Genomic DNA, 17,318 nt, shown 5'->3' with positions numbered 1-17,318 from the left:
GAGGTCAGCGTGACCGACACCGTCGACACCGTGCCCACCGACCGCGAGGTCGCGCGGGCCGTCACCCGCGCCGAGGCCGGCAAGGCGATCGACGCGCGCGAGGCCACCGCGCTGCTGGCCGCGCGCGGCGAGCACCTGGAGCGGCTGATGGCCGTGGCTGCCCGGGTGCGCGACGCGGGGCTGGAGGCCGCCGGGCGTCCGGGCGTCCTCACCTACTCGCGCAAGGTGTTCATCCCGCTGACCCGGCTGTGCCGCGACCGCTGCCACTACTGCACGTTCGTGACGACGCCCGGCCACCTGGAGCGGACTGGGGAGGCGCCGTTCCTCACGCCGGACGAGGTGCTGAAGATCGCCCGCGACGGCGCGGCGATGGGCTGCAAGGAGGCCCTGTTCACGCTGGGCGACCGCCCCGAGGACCGCTGGCCCGAGGCCCAGCAGTGGCTCGAGGAGGCCGGGTACGAGACCACGCTCGAGTACGTGCGGGCGATGGCGGTGCGGGTGCTGGAGGAGACCGGCCTGCTGCCGCACCTGAACCCCGGCGTCATGAGCTGGGCGGAGATGAACCGGCTCAAGCCGGTCGCGCCGTCCATGGGCATGATGCTGGAGACGACGTCCCGGCGGCTGTACGAGACGAAGGGGCTGCCGCACTTCCGCAGCCCCGACAAGGACCCGGCCGTCCGGCTGCGCGTGCTCGAGGACGCCGGACGGCTCAACGTCCCGTTCACGACCGGCGTGCTGGTGGGCATCGGCGAGACGCTGGCCGAGCGCGCCGACGCGCTGTTCGAGCTGCGCCGGGTGCACCGTGCGTACGGCTCGGTGCAGGAGGTCATCGTCCAGAACTTCCGGGCCAAGCCCGACACCGCGATGCGGCACGACGACGACCTGCCGCTGGACGAGTACGTGGCCGCCATCGCCACCGCGCGCGTCGTGCTCGGCCCCCAGGTGCGGGTGCAGGCGCCGCCGAACCTGGTCGACCTGGTCGAGTGCCGCGCCCTCGTCGACGCCGGCATCGACGACTTCGGCGGCATCAGCCCGCTGACGCCCGACCACGTCAACCCTGAACGTCCGTGGCCGAACGTCGACAAGCTGGCCGCCCTGTGCGCCGACGCCGGGTTCGCGCTGCGGGAGCGGCTCACCGCCCACCCGCCGTACCTGGGCCTGCCGTGGCTCGACCCCCGGCTCCAGGCCCACGTGGACGCCCTGCGCGGCCCCGACGGCCTGGCCGACCCGGACGCGCGACCGTCCGGCCTGCCCTGGCAGGAGCCGGACGGCGGCTGGGCCGACGCCGGCCGCACCGACCTGGAGACGACGATCGACACCGTCGGACGCTCCAGCGACCGGCGCGGTGACTTCGACGACGTCTACGGCGACTGGGCGCAGCTGCGTGAGCAGGTCCGCTCGTCCTCGACCGTCGAGCGGCTCGACACCGACGTGGCGGCGGCGCTGCGGGCGGCCGAGCGCGACCCGGCCGGGCTGACGCACGACCAGGCGCTGGCGCTCATGACCGCGCCCGAGGGGCCCGAGCTCGAGGCGGTGTGCGCGCTGGCCGACGACCTGCGCCGCGACGCCGTCGGCGACGACCTGACCTACGTGGTGAACCGGAACATCAACTTCACCAACGTCTGCTACACCGGCTGCCGGTTCTGCGCGTTCGCCCAGCGCAAGACCGACGCCGACGCGTTCACCCTGTCGCTGGACGAGATCCAGGCCCGGGCGCACGAGGCGGTCGCGTTCGGCGCCACCGAGGTCTGCATGCAGGGCGGCATCGACCCGGAGATGCCGGCCAGCTCGTACTTCGACATCGCCCGCGCGGTGAAGCAGGCCGAGCCCGGGCTGCACATGCACGCGTACAGCCCGATGGAGGTCATGAACGGCGTGGCCCGCACGGGGCTGTCGATCCACGACTGGCTGGTCGCGGCGAAGGAGGCGGGCGTCGACTCGCTGCCCGGCACGGCCGCGGAGATCCTCGACGACGAGGTCCGCTGGGTGCTGACCAAGGGCAAGCTGCCGGCCAGCCAATGGATCGAGGTCGTCACCACGGCGCACCGCGTGGGCCTGCCGACGACGGCGACGATGATGTACGGCCACGTCGACCACCCCGGCCACTGGGTCGGGCACCTGCGCACCGTCGCCGACCTGCAGCGCGAGACGGGCGGCTTCACCGAGTTCGTGCCGCTGCCGTTCGTCCACCAGTCCAGCCCGATCTACCTGGCCGGCGTCGCGCGTCCGGGCCCGACGGTGCGCGACAACCGGGCCGTGCACGCGCTGGCCCGGATCATGCTGCACGGGCTCGTCGACAACGTGCAGGTCTCGTGGGTCAAGCTCGAGCCGACGGTGCTCGACCAGATCCTGCGCGGCGGCGTCAACGACCTGGGTGGCACGCTCATGGAGGAGACGATCAGCCGCATGGCGGGGTCGACGCAGGGCTCGCGCAAGGACGTCCACGAGCTGGAGCAGATGGCCGCCAGGGTCGGACGCCCCGCGGTGCAGCGCACCACCTCGTACGGGCGCCCCCGTCCCGTCATCTGAGCGAAACCTGACGGACCACCTGCCTGGCTACGATGGGACCGGCGTCACGAGCGCCGCCCGGACCGTCCCGTCGAACCACGACCTCACGGGGGTGACGCAGTGCCCGACGCTCCCGTGCAGTTCACCGCGGTGCTGCCCATCAAGTCGTGGACCCACGCCAAGTCGCGCCTCCACGAGGACCCCATCGTCCGGCACGCCTTCGCCCGCGCCCTGCTCAAGGACACCCTCGCCGCCGTCCTGGACGCCGGCATCGTCGTCCGCACGGTGGTGGTGACGCCTGACGCCGGCGTGGCCGAGTACGCGCGGTTCGTCGGCGCCGAGGTGGTCGCCGACCGCACCCGGGCCCGCGGCGACGCGCTCAACGACGCGGTCGCCCGCGGCGCCGACTGGGCCCGCAAGCGCTTCCCCCGCCGTCCCATCGCCGTCCTGCCCGGCGACCTGCCCGCCCTCACCGGACCCGACCTGTCGGGCGTCCTGCGCTCGGCGGCCGACCACGACCTGGCGTTCTGCCCCGACGCCGCCGGCCACGGCACGACGCTCGTCGTCGCCCGCACGCCCGGGCTCCTGCGCACCGCCTACGGACCCGACTCGGCCCGCCGCCATCGCGAGCTCGGGGCGGTCGAGATGGCCGACGTGCCGGCTGGCGTCCGCCGCGACATCGACGTCCTCGGCGACCTGGCCGGGGCCCGCGAGATCGGCCTGGGCCGCAACACCAGCCAGGTGCTCGACGACTTCGGCGCCGAGCTCAACACGTTCGTCCAGCAGACCGGCTAGCCGTGCCGGACGGTCGCGCATCCTCACGGACTAGCGGGCGGTGAGTGGTCGTCACTTCCGTGCGGGAAAGTGACCACAGGTCACCGCTCGGCGGACACTCGCGCGGCTCGGCGGCGGTCCTGGCGGCGTTCCCAGCGCTCGGACCAGAACGTCAGGCGCAGCAGCAGGTAGAGCAGGGCCACGGGCGGGCCGCCGACGACCACCGCGACCAGGAGACCGATCTCACCGAGCCCAGGCCGGGCCATCGTGGTCCGGACGGTGTCGACGGCCGCCCACAGCCACACCCCGACCAGAGCCAGGATCAGCAACAGGCCGGCGGGCCCGAGGCCGATCACGGACGCAGCTCCTGGACCAGGGTGATCGCGTCGTGGGCGAGCTGGCGGGTCGTGGCGTCGTCGTCCATGAACAGCGGGACGGCGCGCGCGGCCAGGCCGGTGGGGGAGAGGCGGTCGACGGCATCGGCGTCCTGGCCGTCCACGAGCCAGCCGTCGAGCAGGCCGCCGTCGCGGCGCGAGCCGTAGGTCTCGGCGACCGCGGCGGCGCTGATCTCGCGGCCCAGGCCACCCATGAGCTGGTCGGCCATGCCGCGCACCGCGCCGCCGCCGATGATCGGCGAGACGCCGACGACCGGGGCGGACGTCGACCGCAGCGCGTCCGCGAGGCCCGGCACGGCGACGATCGGCCCGATGGAGACGACCGGGTTCGACGGGGCGACGAGCACGACGTCGGCGCCGGCGATCGCCTCGACGACGCCGGGCGCCGGCGTGGACGCCTCGACGCCGTCGTAGGAGAGCGCGGTGAACGGGACGCCGGCGCGGTACCGGATCCAGTACTCCTGGAAGTGCAGGTGGCGCGTCTCGCCGTCGACCACCGCGTCCAGGTGGGTCTCGACCTCGTCCTCGGTCATCGGCAGCAGCGTGACGCCCGGTCGCCAGCGTTCGCACAGGTGCGCCGTGGCGGCGGTCAGGCCACGCCCCTCGCGCAGCATCTGGGTGCGCACGAGGTGGGTGGCGATGTCGCGGTCGCCCAGGCCGAACCAGTCCGGTCCCTCGCCGTACGCGGCCAGGTCCTCCTTGGCGCTCCACGTCTCGTCGGCGCGGCCCCAGCGGCGCTCGGAGTCGATGCCGCCGCCGAGCGTGTACATGAGCGAGTCCAGGTCGGGGCAGACGCGCAGCCCGTGCAGCCAGATGTCGTCGGCGGTGTTGGCGACGACGGTGACGTCGGCGTCGGGCGCGGCGGCGACGACGCCGGACACGAACCGGGCCCCGCCGATGCCGCCGGACAGGATGGTGATGCGCACGCTCAGCTCCTCTGCAGCCGCTTCTCGGCCTGCTTGGGGGTCATGGGGACGCAGCCGTGCGCGACGGCCTCGGCGACGACCGCGGGCTCGTCCTTCATGAGCCGCCAGCCGCGGCGCACCAGCACGTGCGGCGCCTTGCGGCCCTCGCGCAGGTCGCGGAACAGGCGCAGGCAGAACGTCACCATGCGCGGGCGGCGCAGGCAGATCGCCTCCTCCAGCAGCCCGGCGCGGCGGCAGGTGTCGACGATCTGCGGGGCGAACAGGCCCTCGGCGACGAACAGGTCGGTGCTGACGCGCAGGTGCTCCAGGTCGACCCGGCGGCTGGCCGACAGCGAGTAGACCGGCACGTCGGCGGTGCCGGTGGCGCACAGCTCCGCGATGGTGGACACCGCCTGGTCGGCGTCCCACGAGCCTGGGTGGTCCCAGTCGACGAGGCCGAGGTCGGACATCGGCATGCCCGGCTCGTCGAGGTCGCGGTAGAAGTCGTCCAGGCGCAGGGTGGGGACGCCGAGCCGGCGCGCGAGCCGGGACTTGCCCGAGCCCGAGGGTCCGGCGAGGATCACGACGCGACGGGGCACCCGAGCACTCTAGACGCCCGACTACGCTGGCCTGCATGGCACTCGACGTCACCGTGGCCGACATCGCCGGCATGATCGACCACGCGATCCTCAAGCCCGAGCTCACCCGCGACCAGGTCGACACCGACCTGGACCTCGCGGCGCGCTACCGCATCTTCAGCGTCTGCGTGCGTCCCAGCGACGTCGCGCACGCGGTGGCCCGGCTCGACGGCTCCGGCGTCGCGGTCGGCACGGTCATCGGCTTCCCGCACGGCACGACGTCCACCCAGGCCAAGGTCGCCGAGGCCGAGCAGGCGCTCGCCGACGGCGCGTCCGAGCTGGACATGGTGCTGAACATCGGTCGCCTGCGCAGCGGCCTGCTCGACGACGTCCGCGACGACATCGCCGCGGTGGTCGCCGCGGCTCAGGGCAAGGTCGTCAAGGTCATCTTCGAGACCGCGTACCTGAGCGACGACGAGATCGTCGCCGCCTGCCGCGCCACCGCCGACGCGGGCGCCGACTTCGTCAAGACGTCCACGGGCTTCGCCGGCGGCGGCGCGACGATCGAGCACGTCACCCTCATGCGCGCGAGCTCGCCCGAGCACGTGCAGGTCAAGGCGTCCGGCGGCGTGCGCAGCCTCGACACCCTGCTGGAGATGAAGGCGCTCGGCGTCACCCGCTTCGGCACCAGCGCCACGGCGACGATCCTGGACGAGCTGGGGTCGCGGCTGGCCGGCGCCGAGGCGTCCACCACCGAGGACGCCTCCAGCTACTGAGTCACCCGAGCCCGGCGTCCGCCGGGATTCGTGAAGAAAAGGACCCCTTTCGCGCGGAAAGGGGTCCTTTTCCTCACACTTCGCGGCAGCGCCGCGACGAGGTGAGGGTGCGGGCTAGAGGCCGAGCAGGGTCGAGAGGTCGGCCTTGATCGCGTCGAGCCGCTCGCCGGCCTCGCGCCGGGCCGCGTCGACGTCGGCGCCGGCCTCGACCACGACCTCCAGGTAGCACTTGAGCTTCGGCTCGGTGCCCGACGGACGCGCGATGACCCGCGCGCCGCCCTCGAGCCCGATCCGGATGCCGTCGGTCGGCGGCAGGCCCTCGTAGCCGTCCTCGAGGTCGTCGACCGACGTGACCGCCAGCCCGCCGAGCGACTCCGGCGGGGACGTGCGCAGGGTCGTCATGGCGTCGCTGATGATCGAGCGGTCGTCGACCCGCACCGACAGCTGCGTGGTGGCGTGCAGGCCGTGCTCGCGGGCGATGTCGTCGAGCAGGTCGAGCAGCGTGCGGCCCTCGGCCTTGAGCGACGCGGCCAGCTCGTGCACCGCGAGGGCGGCCGAGACGCCGTCCTTGTCGCGGGCGATGTGCGGGGCGACGCTGTAGCCGAGCGCCTCCTCGTAGCCGTAGGCCAGGTCGTCGATCTTGCCCAGCCACTTGAACCCGGTGAGCGTCTGGCGCCACGGGCGTCCGGCCGCCTCGGCCTGCCGGCCCAGCACCGACGACGACACGATGGACGCCGCGTAGGTGCCCTCCGCGCCGCGCTCCAGCATGTAGTGGCCGAGCAGCGAGCCGACCTGGTCGCCCGAGAGCATCCGGTGGCCGTCGCCGTCACGCACGCCCACGGCGCAGCGGTCGGCGTCGGGGTCGTTGGCGATGATCACGTCGGCGTCCACGTCGGACGCCAGCGCCAGCGCGAGATCCATCGCGCCGGGCTCCTCGGGGTTCGGGAAGGCGACGGTGGGGAACGCCGGGTCGGGGTCGCCCTGCTCGGTGACGACGTGCGGCGCGGGGAAGCCGGCCCGGTCGAGCACCTCGAGCAGGGTGTCACGGCCGACGCCGTGCATCGGCGTGTAGACCGCCACGACGTCGCGCGGCCCGTCGGACGCGAGCGCCACGCAAGCCTCCACGTACGCGGCGGCCACGTCGTCGCCGAGCACCGTGTAGTCGGACGAGCGGGGCAGCTCGTCGACGCGTCCGACCCGGTCGATCTCGGCGGAGATGTCGGCGTCGGCCGGCGGCACGATCTGGCTGGAGTCACCCAGGTAGACCTTGTAGCCGTTGTCGCGCGGCGGGTTGTGCGAGGCGGTGACCATGACGCCCGCGCTCACGCCGAGGTGACGGATCGCGAAGGCGAGCACCGGCGTCGGCAGGTGGGTGGGCAGCAGGTGGGCGCGCACGCCCAGGCCCTGCATGACCTCGGCGGTGTCGCGGGCGAACCGCTCGGACTTGTAGCGCGCGTCGTACCCGACGACGACGCTCGGGTCGTCCTCGTGCTGCTTGAGGTACGCCGCCAGGCCGGCCGCCGCCTGGGCCACGATGACCCGGTTCATGCGGTTCGGCCCGGCGCCCAGCTCGCCGCGCAGGCCCGCGGTGCCGAACTGCAGCCGCTCGGCGAAGCGGTCCTCGAGGGCGGCCGTGTCGCCGTCGTCCAGCAGCTGCTGCAGCTCGGTGCGGGTCTCGTCGTCCGGGTCCTGGTCGAGCCAGAGCCGGGCGCGGTCGGTGAGCGTGGTCATGGCGGGTCTCCTCAGATGCGCGGAAGGACGTCGGCCAGCAGGGTGCCCATGCGCGTGGCGGCCGCCTGGCCGGCCGCGAGGACCTCCTCGTGGTCCAGCGGCTCGCCGGTGACGCCGGCGGCGGCGTTGGTGACCAGCGAGATGCCGAGCACCTCCAGGCCGGCCGCGCGGGCGGCGATGGCCTCCAGCGCGGTCGACATGCCGACCAGGTCGCCGCCGATGGCGCGGACCATGTTGATCTCGGCCGGGGTCTCGTAGTGCGGGCCGGGGAACTGGACGTAGACGCCCTCGTCCAGGCTCGGGTCGACCTCGCGGACGAGCGTGCGCAGGCGCGAGGAGTACAGGTCGGTGAGGTCGACGAAGTTCGCGCCCACCAGCGGCGAGGTGGCCGTCAGGTTGATGTGGTCGCTGATGAGCACCGGGGTGCCGGGCTGCCAGTCGGGGTTGAGCCCGCCGCAGCCGTTGGTCAGCACGACGGTCTTGACGCCCGCGGCGGCGGCGGTGCGCACGCCGTGGACGACGGCGCCGACGCCCTTGCCCTCGTAGAAGTGGGTGCGGCCCAGGAAGACCAGCGCGCGCTTGTCGCCCAGGCGCACCGAGCGGACGGTGCCGCCGTGGCCCTCGACGGCGGGGGCGCTGAAGCCGGGCAGGTCGGCGAGGTGGATCTCGTGCTCGGGCTCGCCCAGCACGTCCGCGGCGGGCAGCCAGCCCGAGCCCATCACGAGGGCGACGTCGTGGTCGGCGCCGTCGGTGAGCTCGCGCAGAGCGTCCGCGGCCTGGTCGGCGATGTCGGAGGTGTTCACGGTCAGACCCTACGGCTCGGGGCAGCGGGCTGCAGCACGCCGTCTGCTCTACCCTGGCCGGATGCCGAAGATCATCGGGGGGTCGCTCGTCGAGCACCGGGCGCAGGTGCGTCGCCGGGTCTTCGAGGCGCTCGTGGAGCTCATGGACGAGCGCTCGTTCGCCGCCGTGACGATGGCCGACCTGGCCGAGCGGGCCGGGGTCGGACGCACCGCGCTGTACAACCACTTCGCCGACCGCGAGGCCGTGCTCGTGGCCTACGCCGGCGAGGAGACCAGCGAGTACGTCGCCCGGCTCGAGGCGGACCTCGAGGCGTCCGACGACCCGGTCGAGCGGCTGCGCGTCTACGTGCGCCACCACCGCGACTTCGCCGAGTCCACCCACCTGGGGTTCGGGCCGGAGGTGATGGGCGTGCTGTCGCGGGAGTCGCTCAGCCAGATCCGCGAGCACGTCCACGACGTGGAGCGGGTGCTGCGCCGCCTGCTCGAGGAGGGTCAGGACGCCGGCGTGATCGATGTCCCCGACGTGGGCGAGGCCGTCTCGCTCGTCCATGCATGCCTGCAGCGCCGCGAGGTCTCGCGCGACACCGCGGAGCGCTTCGTGCTCGGCGGTCTCGGCGTCCGCTGACCTCGCCGAGCGCGGCCTCCGGCGCGATGTGGACGCGAACGCACCACGATCGCCGAGGACGTGGTGCTTCTGCGTCCACATCTCGGCAGCGCCGGGACGAGGAGGGGCCCCGGGCGACCGCGCCCGGGGCCCCTCGTCGTGCGTCAGGTCAGCGCGTGACCTTCACCGTCGACGTGCGGACCTTCGCCCGGGCGTCGAACTTCGTGTCGCCGTAGTAGGTGACGTAGACCTTCCAGCTGCCCTTGGCCAGCTTGGACGTCTTGACGTTCGCCTGGCCGCGGCTGTTCAGCCGCACGGTGTACGTCTTGGTCGAGCGGCCCTTGACCAGCTGCACACGCACCTTGCCCGTGGGCGTGCCCGCGGACGCCGAGCGGACGGTGACGCGCACCGAGCCGGCCTTGCGGGTCGTGGGCTTCTTGACGACCTTGACCGCCGGCTTGGCCACGGAGGCCTTGCGGACGACGAAGGTCGTCGTGCCCGTCGCCGCGGTCTGCGTGCCGTCGCCGGCGTAGGAGACCGTGGCGCGCCAGGTGCCGGCCGACAGGGCCGGGACGGCGACCGTGGCCCGGCCGCGGACGAGCGTGCCGGTGAGCGCGCGACGCTCCGTGCCCTTCGTCAGCGTGACCGCGACCCGACCGGTCGGCTGCGCGCCGCCCGCCGTCAGGTCGATCGTGGCGCGGCCGGCCCGGACGGTGGTGGCCGGCGAGATGGCGATGCGCGGCGCGGTGGTCGTGGCCTTGGTGACGGTCACCTTCGTGCTGGCGGTGGCCGGCGCGAAGAACGTCGTCTGGCCGAACGAGAGCGTCGCCGTGCGGACGCCGGCGGGCAGGGTGCCCGGCAGCGTGAAGGTCGCCGTGCCGTCCTCGACCGGGGCGGTCGCGGTGGCGCCGACGCCGGTGAGCGTGACGGTGCCTTCGTCCACGGTGCGCGTGGAGTCGACGTCGACGGTCAGCGTCGCCGCCTTGCCGACCGGGGTGGTGACCGCCGGGGCCGACACGGTGGTGGCCTGACGGACCAGCGTGGAGAAGTCGAGGTCCGCGGGGAGCTCGACGGTCTGCGACGCGTCGGTGGCCGACTGGCCGTGCGCCTTCTGGGTGGACAGCGTCCACGTCTTGGCCGGGTCGAGCGCCGCGACCTTGTCGGCCGGCAGCTTCAGGACCGTGGTGAACGAGCCGTCCGCCGCGATCGCGTTGACCCAGCTGGTGGCGACGAACGCCGACGGGTCGGTGGCCGAGAACGCCGAGCCGAGGCTGACGTAGACGCCGACGCCGCCGGCCATGTAGCTCCGGCCGGAGACCTCGATCTCGAGCGCGTCGGGGGTACTCGTGAGGGTGCGCGCGGTCAGCGACGGCCGCGCCGCGGCGGCGGCGAACGCCGAGGGCGCCTTCTTCGTGTCCGAGGTGGCGCCCGACTTGTAGAAGTGCGCGCGCAGAGACGAGGGCAGGGCGCCCAGGAACGTCGGTGCGAACGCGGCGCCGTCGATCGGCACGGGGGTGCCGCTGCTGTTCGTCGTCAGGCCCAGGTCGGTCGCGGCCTGGCTGCCGGCGGGCAGGACGCCCTCGAACGCGGGCGTCGCGCCGAGCGTCGCGTCGCCGTCCTGGCTGCCCCAGGTGGTGCCGGCACCGTCGAAGGTGGTGACCACGACGTCCTGGCTGCTGCCGGTCGTCGGGGTGCCGGTGGGCACCTCCCAGGCGACGTCGGCGACGACCCGGCCGGTGCCGTCGGCGGCCAGCACGATCTTGGGGTCGGCGATCTCGATGCTGTACTGCAGCACGTTGGCGGTGGAGATGAACGAGCCCTTGAGCGAGCCGTCGTACTGCACCGACGCGGTCTTGGTGACCGGGTTGACCCAGCCGCTCTCCTGCGCGAACGTCGCGGACTTCGTGGCCGCGTCGTAGGTGGCGCCGCTGCTCGCGACGAGCGTGTTGTTGTTGAACGACGCCTTCGTGAAGTGGTCGACGAACTGCGTCGACACGTTCCAGCTCAGGGTCGGGTCGCCCTCGGCGGCCTGGGCGGTGCCGGGGGTGACCGCCAGGGTGGCCGCGGCGAGCGCCGTGGCGAGGAGGCCGGACACCGTCCGGCGCCGGGCCGAGGTGGCCCGGGACAGCAAGGTGCTGCTCATCGTGTTCCTTTCGGGAGGTGGCGCGGACGCGCCGTGGGGAAGGGCTAGGCCCGGCGGAGCCGGGGGAGGGGAAGCGGGAGGGCCGGGCCGGCCGCGGCGAGCAGCAGTCCGCCGCCCACCCACCAGCCGCGGTCGCCGGACAGCAGCCCGGCGCTCGTGGACGACGTGGGACGCACGGTCGGTGCGCCGGCGACCGTCTCGGCGGGTCCGGACGCGAGCGTCGACTGCGGTGCCGACGCCAGCGGTGCGCCGGCGACCGGTGCGGTGATCCGCGCGGGCACGGACGTCGTGGTCGGTGCGGTCGCCGGGGTGCCCGGCGTGGACGCCGGGCCGGTGGACGCCGGTGCCGCCGGGGCGACGGGCGCGTCGGCGTCGTAGCTGACGCTCATCGGGAGCGCCTTCTTCGCCGCGTCGCTCGCGCCGCCGCTGGAGTACCAGAAGGCGGCGGTGCCGACCTCACGCTGGAAGCCGACGAACGACTGCGGGAACGAGCCCCAGCCGGCTCCGGTGCGGACCTGCGGCGTGCCGTCGCCCACGTCGACCTTCACCCGGTCGTACGCGGGGGTGACTGTGAAGCCGGCGTCGCCCTTCAGGTCTACCCGGCCGAGGTCGGCCAGCGTGACCGTCCGGGCCGGGATCGCCCGCCACACGGACTGGTCGGCCTGGTCCGAGCCGTAGCCGCTCAACGTCGCCGTGACCCGCGCGCGGCCGTCACGCACGACGAGCGTCGGGTCGCTGACGTGGAAGAACGTGAAGCCGGAGTAGAAGACGACGCTGAACGAGCCCGTCCAGCGAATGGTGCCGGTCTCGGTGCGCGGGTCGATGCGCCCCTGGCCGCCGTCGAGGACGACCTGGTGGCGGGTGAACACGCCGTCGCTGGGGGAGGTGTCGAGCGCGCCGTCGGAGCCGGTGCTCAGCCCGTTCCAGGTCGCCGGGACGTAGCCCTTGCCGTCGACGTACTTCTCGATCCGCACGTCGCCGTCGCGCTGGCGCCACTGCGTCGCGGTGACCGACTGCCCGCCCCTGCCCGGGTCGGGCAGCCTGCCGGCGGACAGGAAGTTGTACCGCTGCGGGGCGTGCGACCGGTTGTTGGACTCGTTGTTCACGCCCCAGCGCAGCTGGGCGTCGTCCACGGTCCAGGCCGCATCGTCGTCGGCGGGCGTCGACGGCGCCGGCTCGCTGGGCGCGGGCTTCGTCGGTGTGGTGGGGGTCGGGGTCGTGGGGGTCGGGGTGACGGGCTCGTCAGGGGTGCCGAACGAGACGTCGACCGGGAGCGGCGGCTTGTTGTCCTGCATGCCGGCGCAGCCGGTGGAGTAGAAGTGGGCGGCGATGCTGGTGTCGCCGACGGCGCTCAGGAAGTCCTGCGGCCACGCACCCCACCAGCCGGTGGCGCCACCGGAGGTCGAGCAGCTCCGCGTCTGCGCGGTGGCGCCCGACGGCAGGGTCACGCGCACGCCGCGGTAGTCGGGCTCGAGCCGGTAGCCCTCGTCGTCCAGGCCGCTGATCGAGCCGGACGAGAACGTCATCAGCGTGAGCCGGCCGAACGACCGCGGCGGGGTCGGGTTGCCGCTCATGTCCTGGCCGGCGGCGAGGGTCAGCTCGGCGGTGAGCGTGCCCGACCCGTCGGCGCCGACGTCCAGCCGCGGGTCGGCGTAGACCTCGGCCGGGGCGCCGAACGAGGCCGGGTAGGCGTTCACGGTGTAGCGCCCGGTCCACCGCAGCGAGGCCTCGCCGGTGTCGCGGTCGACCGTGCCGTCGCCGCCGGTGAACCGCACCGCGTTGACCGAGCTCACGCCCGACGGCAGGGACGTCGCCGGCACCGGGGACAGGCCGAGCTCGGACGCCGTGGTCGTCACCTTCCGGGCGTCGCCGCTGGTGCCGCTGATCTCCCAGGGGCCGAAGATGCCCTTCTGGGCGTACCCGCTGATGCCCCACGTGAACGACGCGTCATCGACGGTCTCGACCGCGGCCTCGGCCGTGGGGGCCTGCCAGGGCAGGGCGACGAGGCCGAGGGCGGCCAGGACGCCGCCGGCGGCGAGCCGCAGGGTGCCGCGCTCACGCATGGCTGCCCTCCTCGACCGGACGGCGCAGGAACCGGACGGCGCGGAAGCCGACCGCACCGAGCAGCGCGACGGCGCCGACGACGGCGAAGGCGACGGGCAGCCAGGCGCGGCCGTCCTCCTCCTCGGCCACCGGAGCCACGTCGCTGGACGCGCGGGTCACCGGGAAGTTCAGCGCGGGGGCGGCGCCCGACAACGCGCCGGTCAGCGACAGCACGTGGGTGCCGGCCCCGACGGACGACGGCAGCTGGATGACGCCGGCGAGCTCGCCGCTGGTGCCGGTGGTGAGCGGACCGACCGCGGCCACGCCGCCGTCCAGCGAGACCACGACCTGCTCCTGCGGTCGGAAGCCGGTGGCCGTGAAGGTGAGGACGTGCCCCTCCACGGCCGTCGCCGGGTCGATCGCCGCCTTAGGCCTGCGCGTTCCGGCGGCCGGGACCGTGGTGGTCGGTGTCGCGGCGGGCGTCGGCGTGGCGGAGCCGCCGCTCGGGGCGGCCGTGCCCGCGGAGCCGGCCGCGACGCTCACCGGCGTGAACGTCTCGTTGTTGGCGTTCACGACGCCGTGCGCCCCGACGGTGATGACGCCGCACCGATCGGTGCGGCAGTCGACCTGGACGCTCTCGCCCTTGCGGTTCACGGCGGTGAACGTGACGCCGGGGACGGTCAGCTCGGTGGACCACGAGCCCTTGGCCGAGATGGTGCCGCCGTTGGCCTCCGCAGCGGTGTCGGAGCCGGGGAACGCGACGAAGCGCTGGTAGCCGGCGTTCGACCGGCTCTCGCTGTCGGCGACGTAGGCGTACCCGCCCGTTCCCCTGCTCGGCTGCCACGCCCCGTCGACCGTGCCGAACATGACGTAGATGCCGCCATGGCCACCCTTCACGGACTGGAAGCCGCTGCCGCGCAGGGTCAGCGTGGTGCTCCCCTCGGCGGCGATCGCGGCGTCCCCGCCGGCCCCACCGACGCTCACGCGTGACGCGGCCTGGGCCGGGACGGACCCGGCGGCGACGGACCCCGCCACGAGGGCGACGCAGATCAACGAGCGGACGACCACGGGGTCTCCTCCTGAGGGGTGGGAGTGGTGTGCAGGCGGTGCGGGACGACCAGCAGCCGGCCGCCGTGCTCGACGACGTCCACCGGGTGCTCGTAGACCTCGCCGACGAGGTCGGGCCGCAGCACGTCGCGGGGGACGCCGTCGGCCACGACCGCGCCGCCGTGCAGCACGGCCATCCGGTCGGCGTAGGCGGCCGCGACGCTGAGGTCGTGGACGACCGCGACGACGGCCCGCCCGCCCAGCGCCAGGGCCCGGGCCTCGGCGAGCACCTGGTCCTGGTGGCGCAGGTCGAGCGCGGCGGTCGGTTCGTCCAGCAGCACGAGCTCGGTCTCCTGGGCCAGGACGCGCGCGAACGAGGTGCGCGCCTTCTCGCCGCCCGAGAGCGTCGGGAACGGCTGGCCGGCCAGGTGGACGACGTCGGTGCGCAGCATCGACTCGGCGACGACGCGGTCGTCCTCGTCCTCGCGGTCGGTGCGCGCCCAGGGGGCCCGGCCCATGCGGACGACGTCGACGGCGCTGAAGCCGAACGCGAGCCGCTGCTCCTGGGTCAGGACGGCCCGGCGGCGCGCCAGGTCCTTGGCCCGCCAGGCCGCGACGTCCACGCCGTCGACCGAGGCGTGCCCGCGCTGGGGCTTCACGTCGCCGCTCATGACGGCCATGAGCGTCGACTTGCCGGCGCCGTTGGGGCCGACCAGGGCGACGAGCTCGCCGGGGGACACCTCGAGGCTCACGCCGTCGAGCACGCGGCGCTCGCCGTAGGCGACGACGACGTCCTTCACGCGCAGCATCACGCCCACCCCCCGGCGCTGCGGCGCGTGCGGCGCAGCAGCCAGAAGAAGAACGGCCCGCCGACGAGCGAGGTCAGCATGCCGATCGGCAGGTCGGCCGACTCGACGGCGGTGCGGGCCACGAGGTCGGCGGCGAGCAGCAGCACCGCGCCGCCCAGCGCGCTCGCGGGCACGAGCACCCGGTGGCCCGGACCGACGACCATGCGCACGAGGTGCGGCACGACGAGCCCGACGAACCCGATGATGCCGGCGAACGAGACGGCGGCGGCCGTCAGCAGCGCGACCAGCACGATCGCGACCACGCGCAACCGCTCGACGTCGATGCCGACGTGCCGGGCGGCCCGGTCGCCGAGCGCCAGCACGTCCAGCCGGCGGGCGATCACCGCGGCGCCGGCCAGGCCGGCCACGACGAACGGCAGGACGATGACGACGTGCTGCCAGCGGCTGCCGTTGAGGCTGCCCAGCTGCCAGAAGACGATCTCCTCGCGGGCCGCGGTGTCGCCGAGGAAGAGCATGAGGGCCATGCCGGCGCTGCAGACCGCGTTCACGGCGATGCCGGTGAGCACGAGGGTGACGACCTCGGTGCGGCCGTCCGAGCGCGACATGACGTAGACCAGCAGCGTGGTGACCAGGCCGCCGGCGAAGGCGAGCAGCGGCGTCGTCCAGCTGCCGGCGAAGGCCAGCGAGAACACGATGGAGACGGACGCGGCGAAGGCGGCGCCGGTGGAGACGCCCACGACGCTCGGCTCGGCCAGCGGGTTGCCGAACACGCCCTGCATGAGTGCGCCGGCGGTGGCGAGCGAGGCGCCGACCAGCACGGCCAGGGCGACCCGCGGGAAGCGGACGTTCCACAGCGTCGCGTCGCCCTGCGGGTGCTCGGGGAGCGGGCCGACGTCCAGGCCGAGCCGGTGCAGGATCGACCCGAGCACCTGCATCGGCGGCACGTCCAGGTGCCCGCGTCCGGCCGCGACGAGCACCATGACGACGAGCAGGGCGCCCAGCGCGAGGAACAGCCCCGACGTGCGCGCGGTGCGGGCACGGGGGAGTGCGGGCGCCTCGGCGTGTGCGTCCAGGACGGCGGTCACTCGGCGCCCTCGACCGACTCCGGCGCGTAGACGGCGACGGCCAGGCTGTTGAGCACGTCGGCGGTGCGCGGGCCGTAGCCGAGCACGAACGCGTCGTCCATGTCGACGATGCGCCGGTTCTGGCCGGCCGGGGTCTGGGCGAGCGCGGGCAGGCGCTCGAGCAGGCCGTCGACGCCGCCGGCGGACTCCAGGCCCTTGGTCATGAGGATCAGCAGCTCGGGCTGCGCCGCGACGATGCCCTCGTCGTTGACCGGCTTCATGCCCTTCCAGCCGATCTCGCCGGCCACGTCGTAGAGACCGAGCGCGTCGATGAGCCCGTCGGCGCCCGAGCCCTCACCGAACATGTAGTAGATGCCGGCGTTGCCACGCACGTAGAGGAACGCGGCCCGCAGCTTGCCCTGGGTGGTGGCCGGGGCGACCTTGGCGATCTCGGCCCGCACCTCGTCGACCTCGGCCTGGGTCCGCTCGGCGAGGGCCTGGCCCGGCTCGGGCACGCCGAGCGCCTCGGCCACCTCGTGCGTGAGGTCGTCGATGTTGTCCAGGCCGCGCTCGCCGTCGACGACCACGACCGGGATGCCCGCGTCGCGCATCTGCAGCACGACGTCCCACGGGCCCAGCGACGTGTCGGTGAGGATGACCGACGGGTTCAGCTCGAGGATCTTCTCGGCGCTCAGGTCGTGCCCGGTGCTCGTCACGAGCGGCAGGTCCTGCGCCTCGGCGAACTGCGTGGAGACGTCGCGGCCGACGACCCGGTCGCCGAGACCGAGCTCGAAGACGGTCTGCGAGAGCGTGCCGTAGACGTCCAGGGCCAGGATGCGGCTGGCGTCCGTGACGGTGACCTTCGTGCCCTGGCTGTCGGTGACCGTGACGGGCAGCTGCGGCTCGACGTCCTCGGCGACCGGCTCGATGGCCAGCTCGCCGAGGCCCGCGTGCGTGGGCCCGGTGTACGACCGCGGGTCGTCCAGCGCCGTGGCGTCGGCCAGCGCGACCGAGGCGGTGTCGCCGTCCGAGGCGTGCCCGCGCTCGGGGAGCGAGCCGCAGGCGGCGAGGGCGAGCAGGGCCGAGGCGGCGATGGCAGCACGGGCGAGACGCACGACGTTCCTTTCGTCATTGACCC

Annotated in this window: 15 protein-coding genes; 4 read left to right on the top strand and 11 right to left on the bottom strand. The window is 74.0% G+C overall.

Annotated elements, in window-relative coordinates:
* Positions 1 to 9: 9 nt before the first annotated feature.
* Complete coding sequence (locus HGAM_RS00425; protein WP_019143495.1) at positions 10 to 2,529, top strand: bifunctional FO biosynthesis protein CofGH; 2,520 nt, start codon at positions 10 to 12, stop codon at positions 2,527 to 2,529.
* Between the two features lie 99 nt (positions 2,530 to 2,628).
* Complete coding sequence (gene cofC / locus HGAM_RS17000) at positions 2,629 to 3,303, top strand: 2-phospho-L-lactate guanylyltransferase (protein ID WP_020691527.1); 675 nt, start codon at positions 2,629 to 2,631, stop codon at positions 3,301 to 3,303.
* An 80-nt stretch (positions 3,304 to 3,383) separates the two neighbouring features.
* Here cofC and HGAM_RS00415 read toward each other — a convergent pair whose 3' ends face one another.
* From HGAM_RS00415 to HGAM_RS00405, 3 genes are read right to left on the bottom strand one after another with little or no spacing between them, the layout of a single operon-like run.
* A complete protein-coding gene (locus HGAM_RS00415; protein ID WP_019143493.1) occupies positions 3,384 to 3,638 on the bottom strand; it encodes a hypothetical protein in 255 nt (84 codons plus the stop codon).
* Positions 3,635 to 4,603, bottom strand: a complete 969-nt coding sequence (gene cofD, locus HGAM_RS00410; RefSeq protein WP_019143492.1) for a 2-phospho-L-lactate transferase — start codon at positions 4,601 to 4,603, stop codon at positions 3,635 to 3,637. Before cofD ends, HGAM_RS00415 begins: the two co-directional genes overlap by 4 nt.
* 2 nt (positions 4,604 to 4,605) lie before the next feature.
* Complete coding sequence (locus tag HGAM_RS00405; protein ID WP_019143491.1) at positions 4,606 to 5,181, bottom strand: uridine kinase family protein; 576 nt, start codon at positions 5,179 to 5,181, stop codon at positions 4,606 to 4,608.
* A gap of 35 nt (positions 5,182 to 5,216) precedes the next feature.
* Between HGAM_RS00405 and deoC the strand changes: the two genes are divergently transcribed.
* On the top strand, positions 5,217 to 5,936 hold the full coding sequence (gene deoC / locus HGAM_RS00400) for a deoxyribose-phosphate aldolase (RefSeq protein WP_019143490.1): 720 nt from the start codon (positions 5,217 to 5,219) through the stop codon (positions 5,934 to 5,936).
* A 114-nt stretch (positions 5,937 to 6,050) separates the two neighbouring features.
* Here the strand turns inward: deoC and HGAM_RS00395 are convergent, their stop codons facing one another.
* Together HGAM_RS00395 and HGAM_RS00390 are read right to left on the bottom strand one after the other, a co-directional pair.
* On the bottom strand, positions 6,051 to 7,667 hold the full coding sequence (locus HGAM_RS00395; protein WP_019143489.1) for a phospho-sugar mutase: 1,617 nt from the start codon (positions 7,665 to 7,667) through the stop codon (positions 6,051 to 6,053).
* A gap of 11 nt (positions 7,668 to 7,678) precedes the next feature.
* On the bottom strand, positions 7,679 to 8,476 hold the full coding sequence (locus HGAM_RS00390; RefSeq protein WP_049798085.1) for a purine-nucleoside phosphorylase: 798 nt from the start codon (positions 8,474 to 8,476) through the stop codon (positions 7,679 to 7,681).
* Positions 8,477 to 8,531: 55 nt separating this feature from the next.
* On the opposite strand from HGAM_RS00390, the gene HGAM_RS00385 reads away from it, so the two are divergent.
* The gene (locus HGAM_RS00385; protein ID WP_019143487.1) at positions 8,532 to 9,095 is read left to right on the top strand and encodes a TetR/AcrR family transcriptional regulator; all 564 of its coding nucleotides are present in this window, start codon (positions 8,532 to 8,534) and stop codon (positions 9,093 to 9,095) included.
* Positions 9,096 to 9,243: 148 nt separating this feature from the next.
* Here HGAM_RS00385 and HGAM_RS00380 read toward each other — a convergent pair whose 3' ends face one another.
* Genes HGAM_RS00380 through HGAM_RS00355 form a run of 6 tightly spaced genes read right to left on the bottom strand, consistent with a single transcriptional unit; the run spans position 9,244 to position 17,295 of the window.
* Complete coding sequence (locus tag HGAM_RS00380) at positions 9,244 to 11,217, bottom strand: HtaA domain-containing protein (RefSeq protein ID WP_019143486.1); 1,974 nt, start codon at positions 11,215 to 11,217, stop codon at positions 9,244 to 9,246.
* 44 nt (positions 11,218 to 11,261) lie between these two features.
* Positions 11,262 to 13,280: a hypothetical protein gene (locus HGAM_RS16995; RefSeq protein WP_049798084.1), complete on the bottom strand. Its 2,019-nt coding sequence runs from the start codon at positions 13,278 to 13,280 to the stop codon at positions 11,262 to 11,264.
* A complete protein-coding gene (locus HGAM_RS16990) occupies positions 13,273 to 14,328 on the bottom strand; it encodes a hypothetical protein (RefSeq protein ID WP_019143485.1) in 1,056 nt (351 codons plus the stop codon). The genes HGAM_RS16995 and HGAM_RS16990 overlap by 8 nt, the downstream gene beginning before the upstream one ends.
* Positions 14,310 to 15,116, bottom strand: a complete 807-nt coding sequence (locus HGAM_RS16985; RefSeq protein WP_081591831.1) for a heme ABC transporter ATP-binding protein — start codon at positions 15,114 to 15,116, stop codon at positions 14,310 to 14,312. Before HGAM_RS16985 ends, HGAM_RS16990 begins: the two co-directional genes overlap by 19 nt.
* On the bottom strand, positions 15,116 to 16,201 hold the full coding sequence (locus HGAM_RS00360) for a FecCD family ABC transporter permease (protein ID WP_019143483.1): 1,086 nt from the start codon (positions 16,199 to 16,201) through the stop codon (positions 15,116 to 15,118). The genes HGAM_RS16985 and HGAM_RS00360 overlap by 1 nt, the downstream gene beginning before the upstream one ends.
* Positions 16,198 to 17,295, bottom strand: coding sequence for a heme/hemin ABC transporter substrate-binding protein (locus HGAM_RS00355; RefSeq protein WP_019143482.1), 1,098 nt, complete (start codon positions 17,293 to 17,295; stop codon positions 16,198 to 16,200). The genes HGAM_RS00360 and HGAM_RS00355 overlap by 4 nt, the downstream gene beginning before the upstream one ends.
* Between the last annotated feature and the right edge of the window lie 23 nt (positions 17,296 to 17,318).

Origin of the sequence: Aeromicrobium massiliense JC14 (assembly GCF_000312105.1) — a bacterium.
GTDB classification, from domain to species: Bacteria; Actinomycetota; Actinomycetes; order Propionibacteriales; family Nocardioidaceae; genus Aeromicrobium; species Aeromicrobium massiliense.
Note: the sequence above shows the minus strand (reverse complement) of the source record. Positions and strands in the feature narration are given on the sequence as shown.

Coding starts and splice junctions, on each gene's coding strand:
- deoC (WP_019143490.1), top strand. CDS start 5,217: ATGGCACTCGACGTCACCGTGGCCGACATCGCCGGCATGATCGACCAC.
- HGAM_RS00395 (WP_019143489.1), bottom strand. CDS start 7,667: ATGACCACGCTCACCGACCGCGCCCGGCTCTGGCTCGACCAGGACCCG.
- HGAM_RS00385 (WP_019143487.1), top strand. CDS start 8,532: ATGCCGAAGATCATCGGGGGGTCGCTCGTCGAGCACCGGGCGCAGGTG.
- HGAM_RS00380 (WP_019143486.1), bottom strand. CDS start 11,217: ATGAGCAGCACCTTGCTGTCCCGGGCCACCTCGGCCCGGCGCCGGACG.
- HGAM_RS16995 (WP_049798084.1), bottom strand. CDS start 13,280: ATGCGTGAGCGCGGCACCCTGCGGCTCGCCGCCGGCGGCGTCCTGGCC.
- HGAM_RS16985 (WP_081591831.1), bottom strand. CDS start 15,116: ATGCTGCGCGTGAAGGACGTCGTCGTCGCCTACGGCGAGCGCCGCGTG.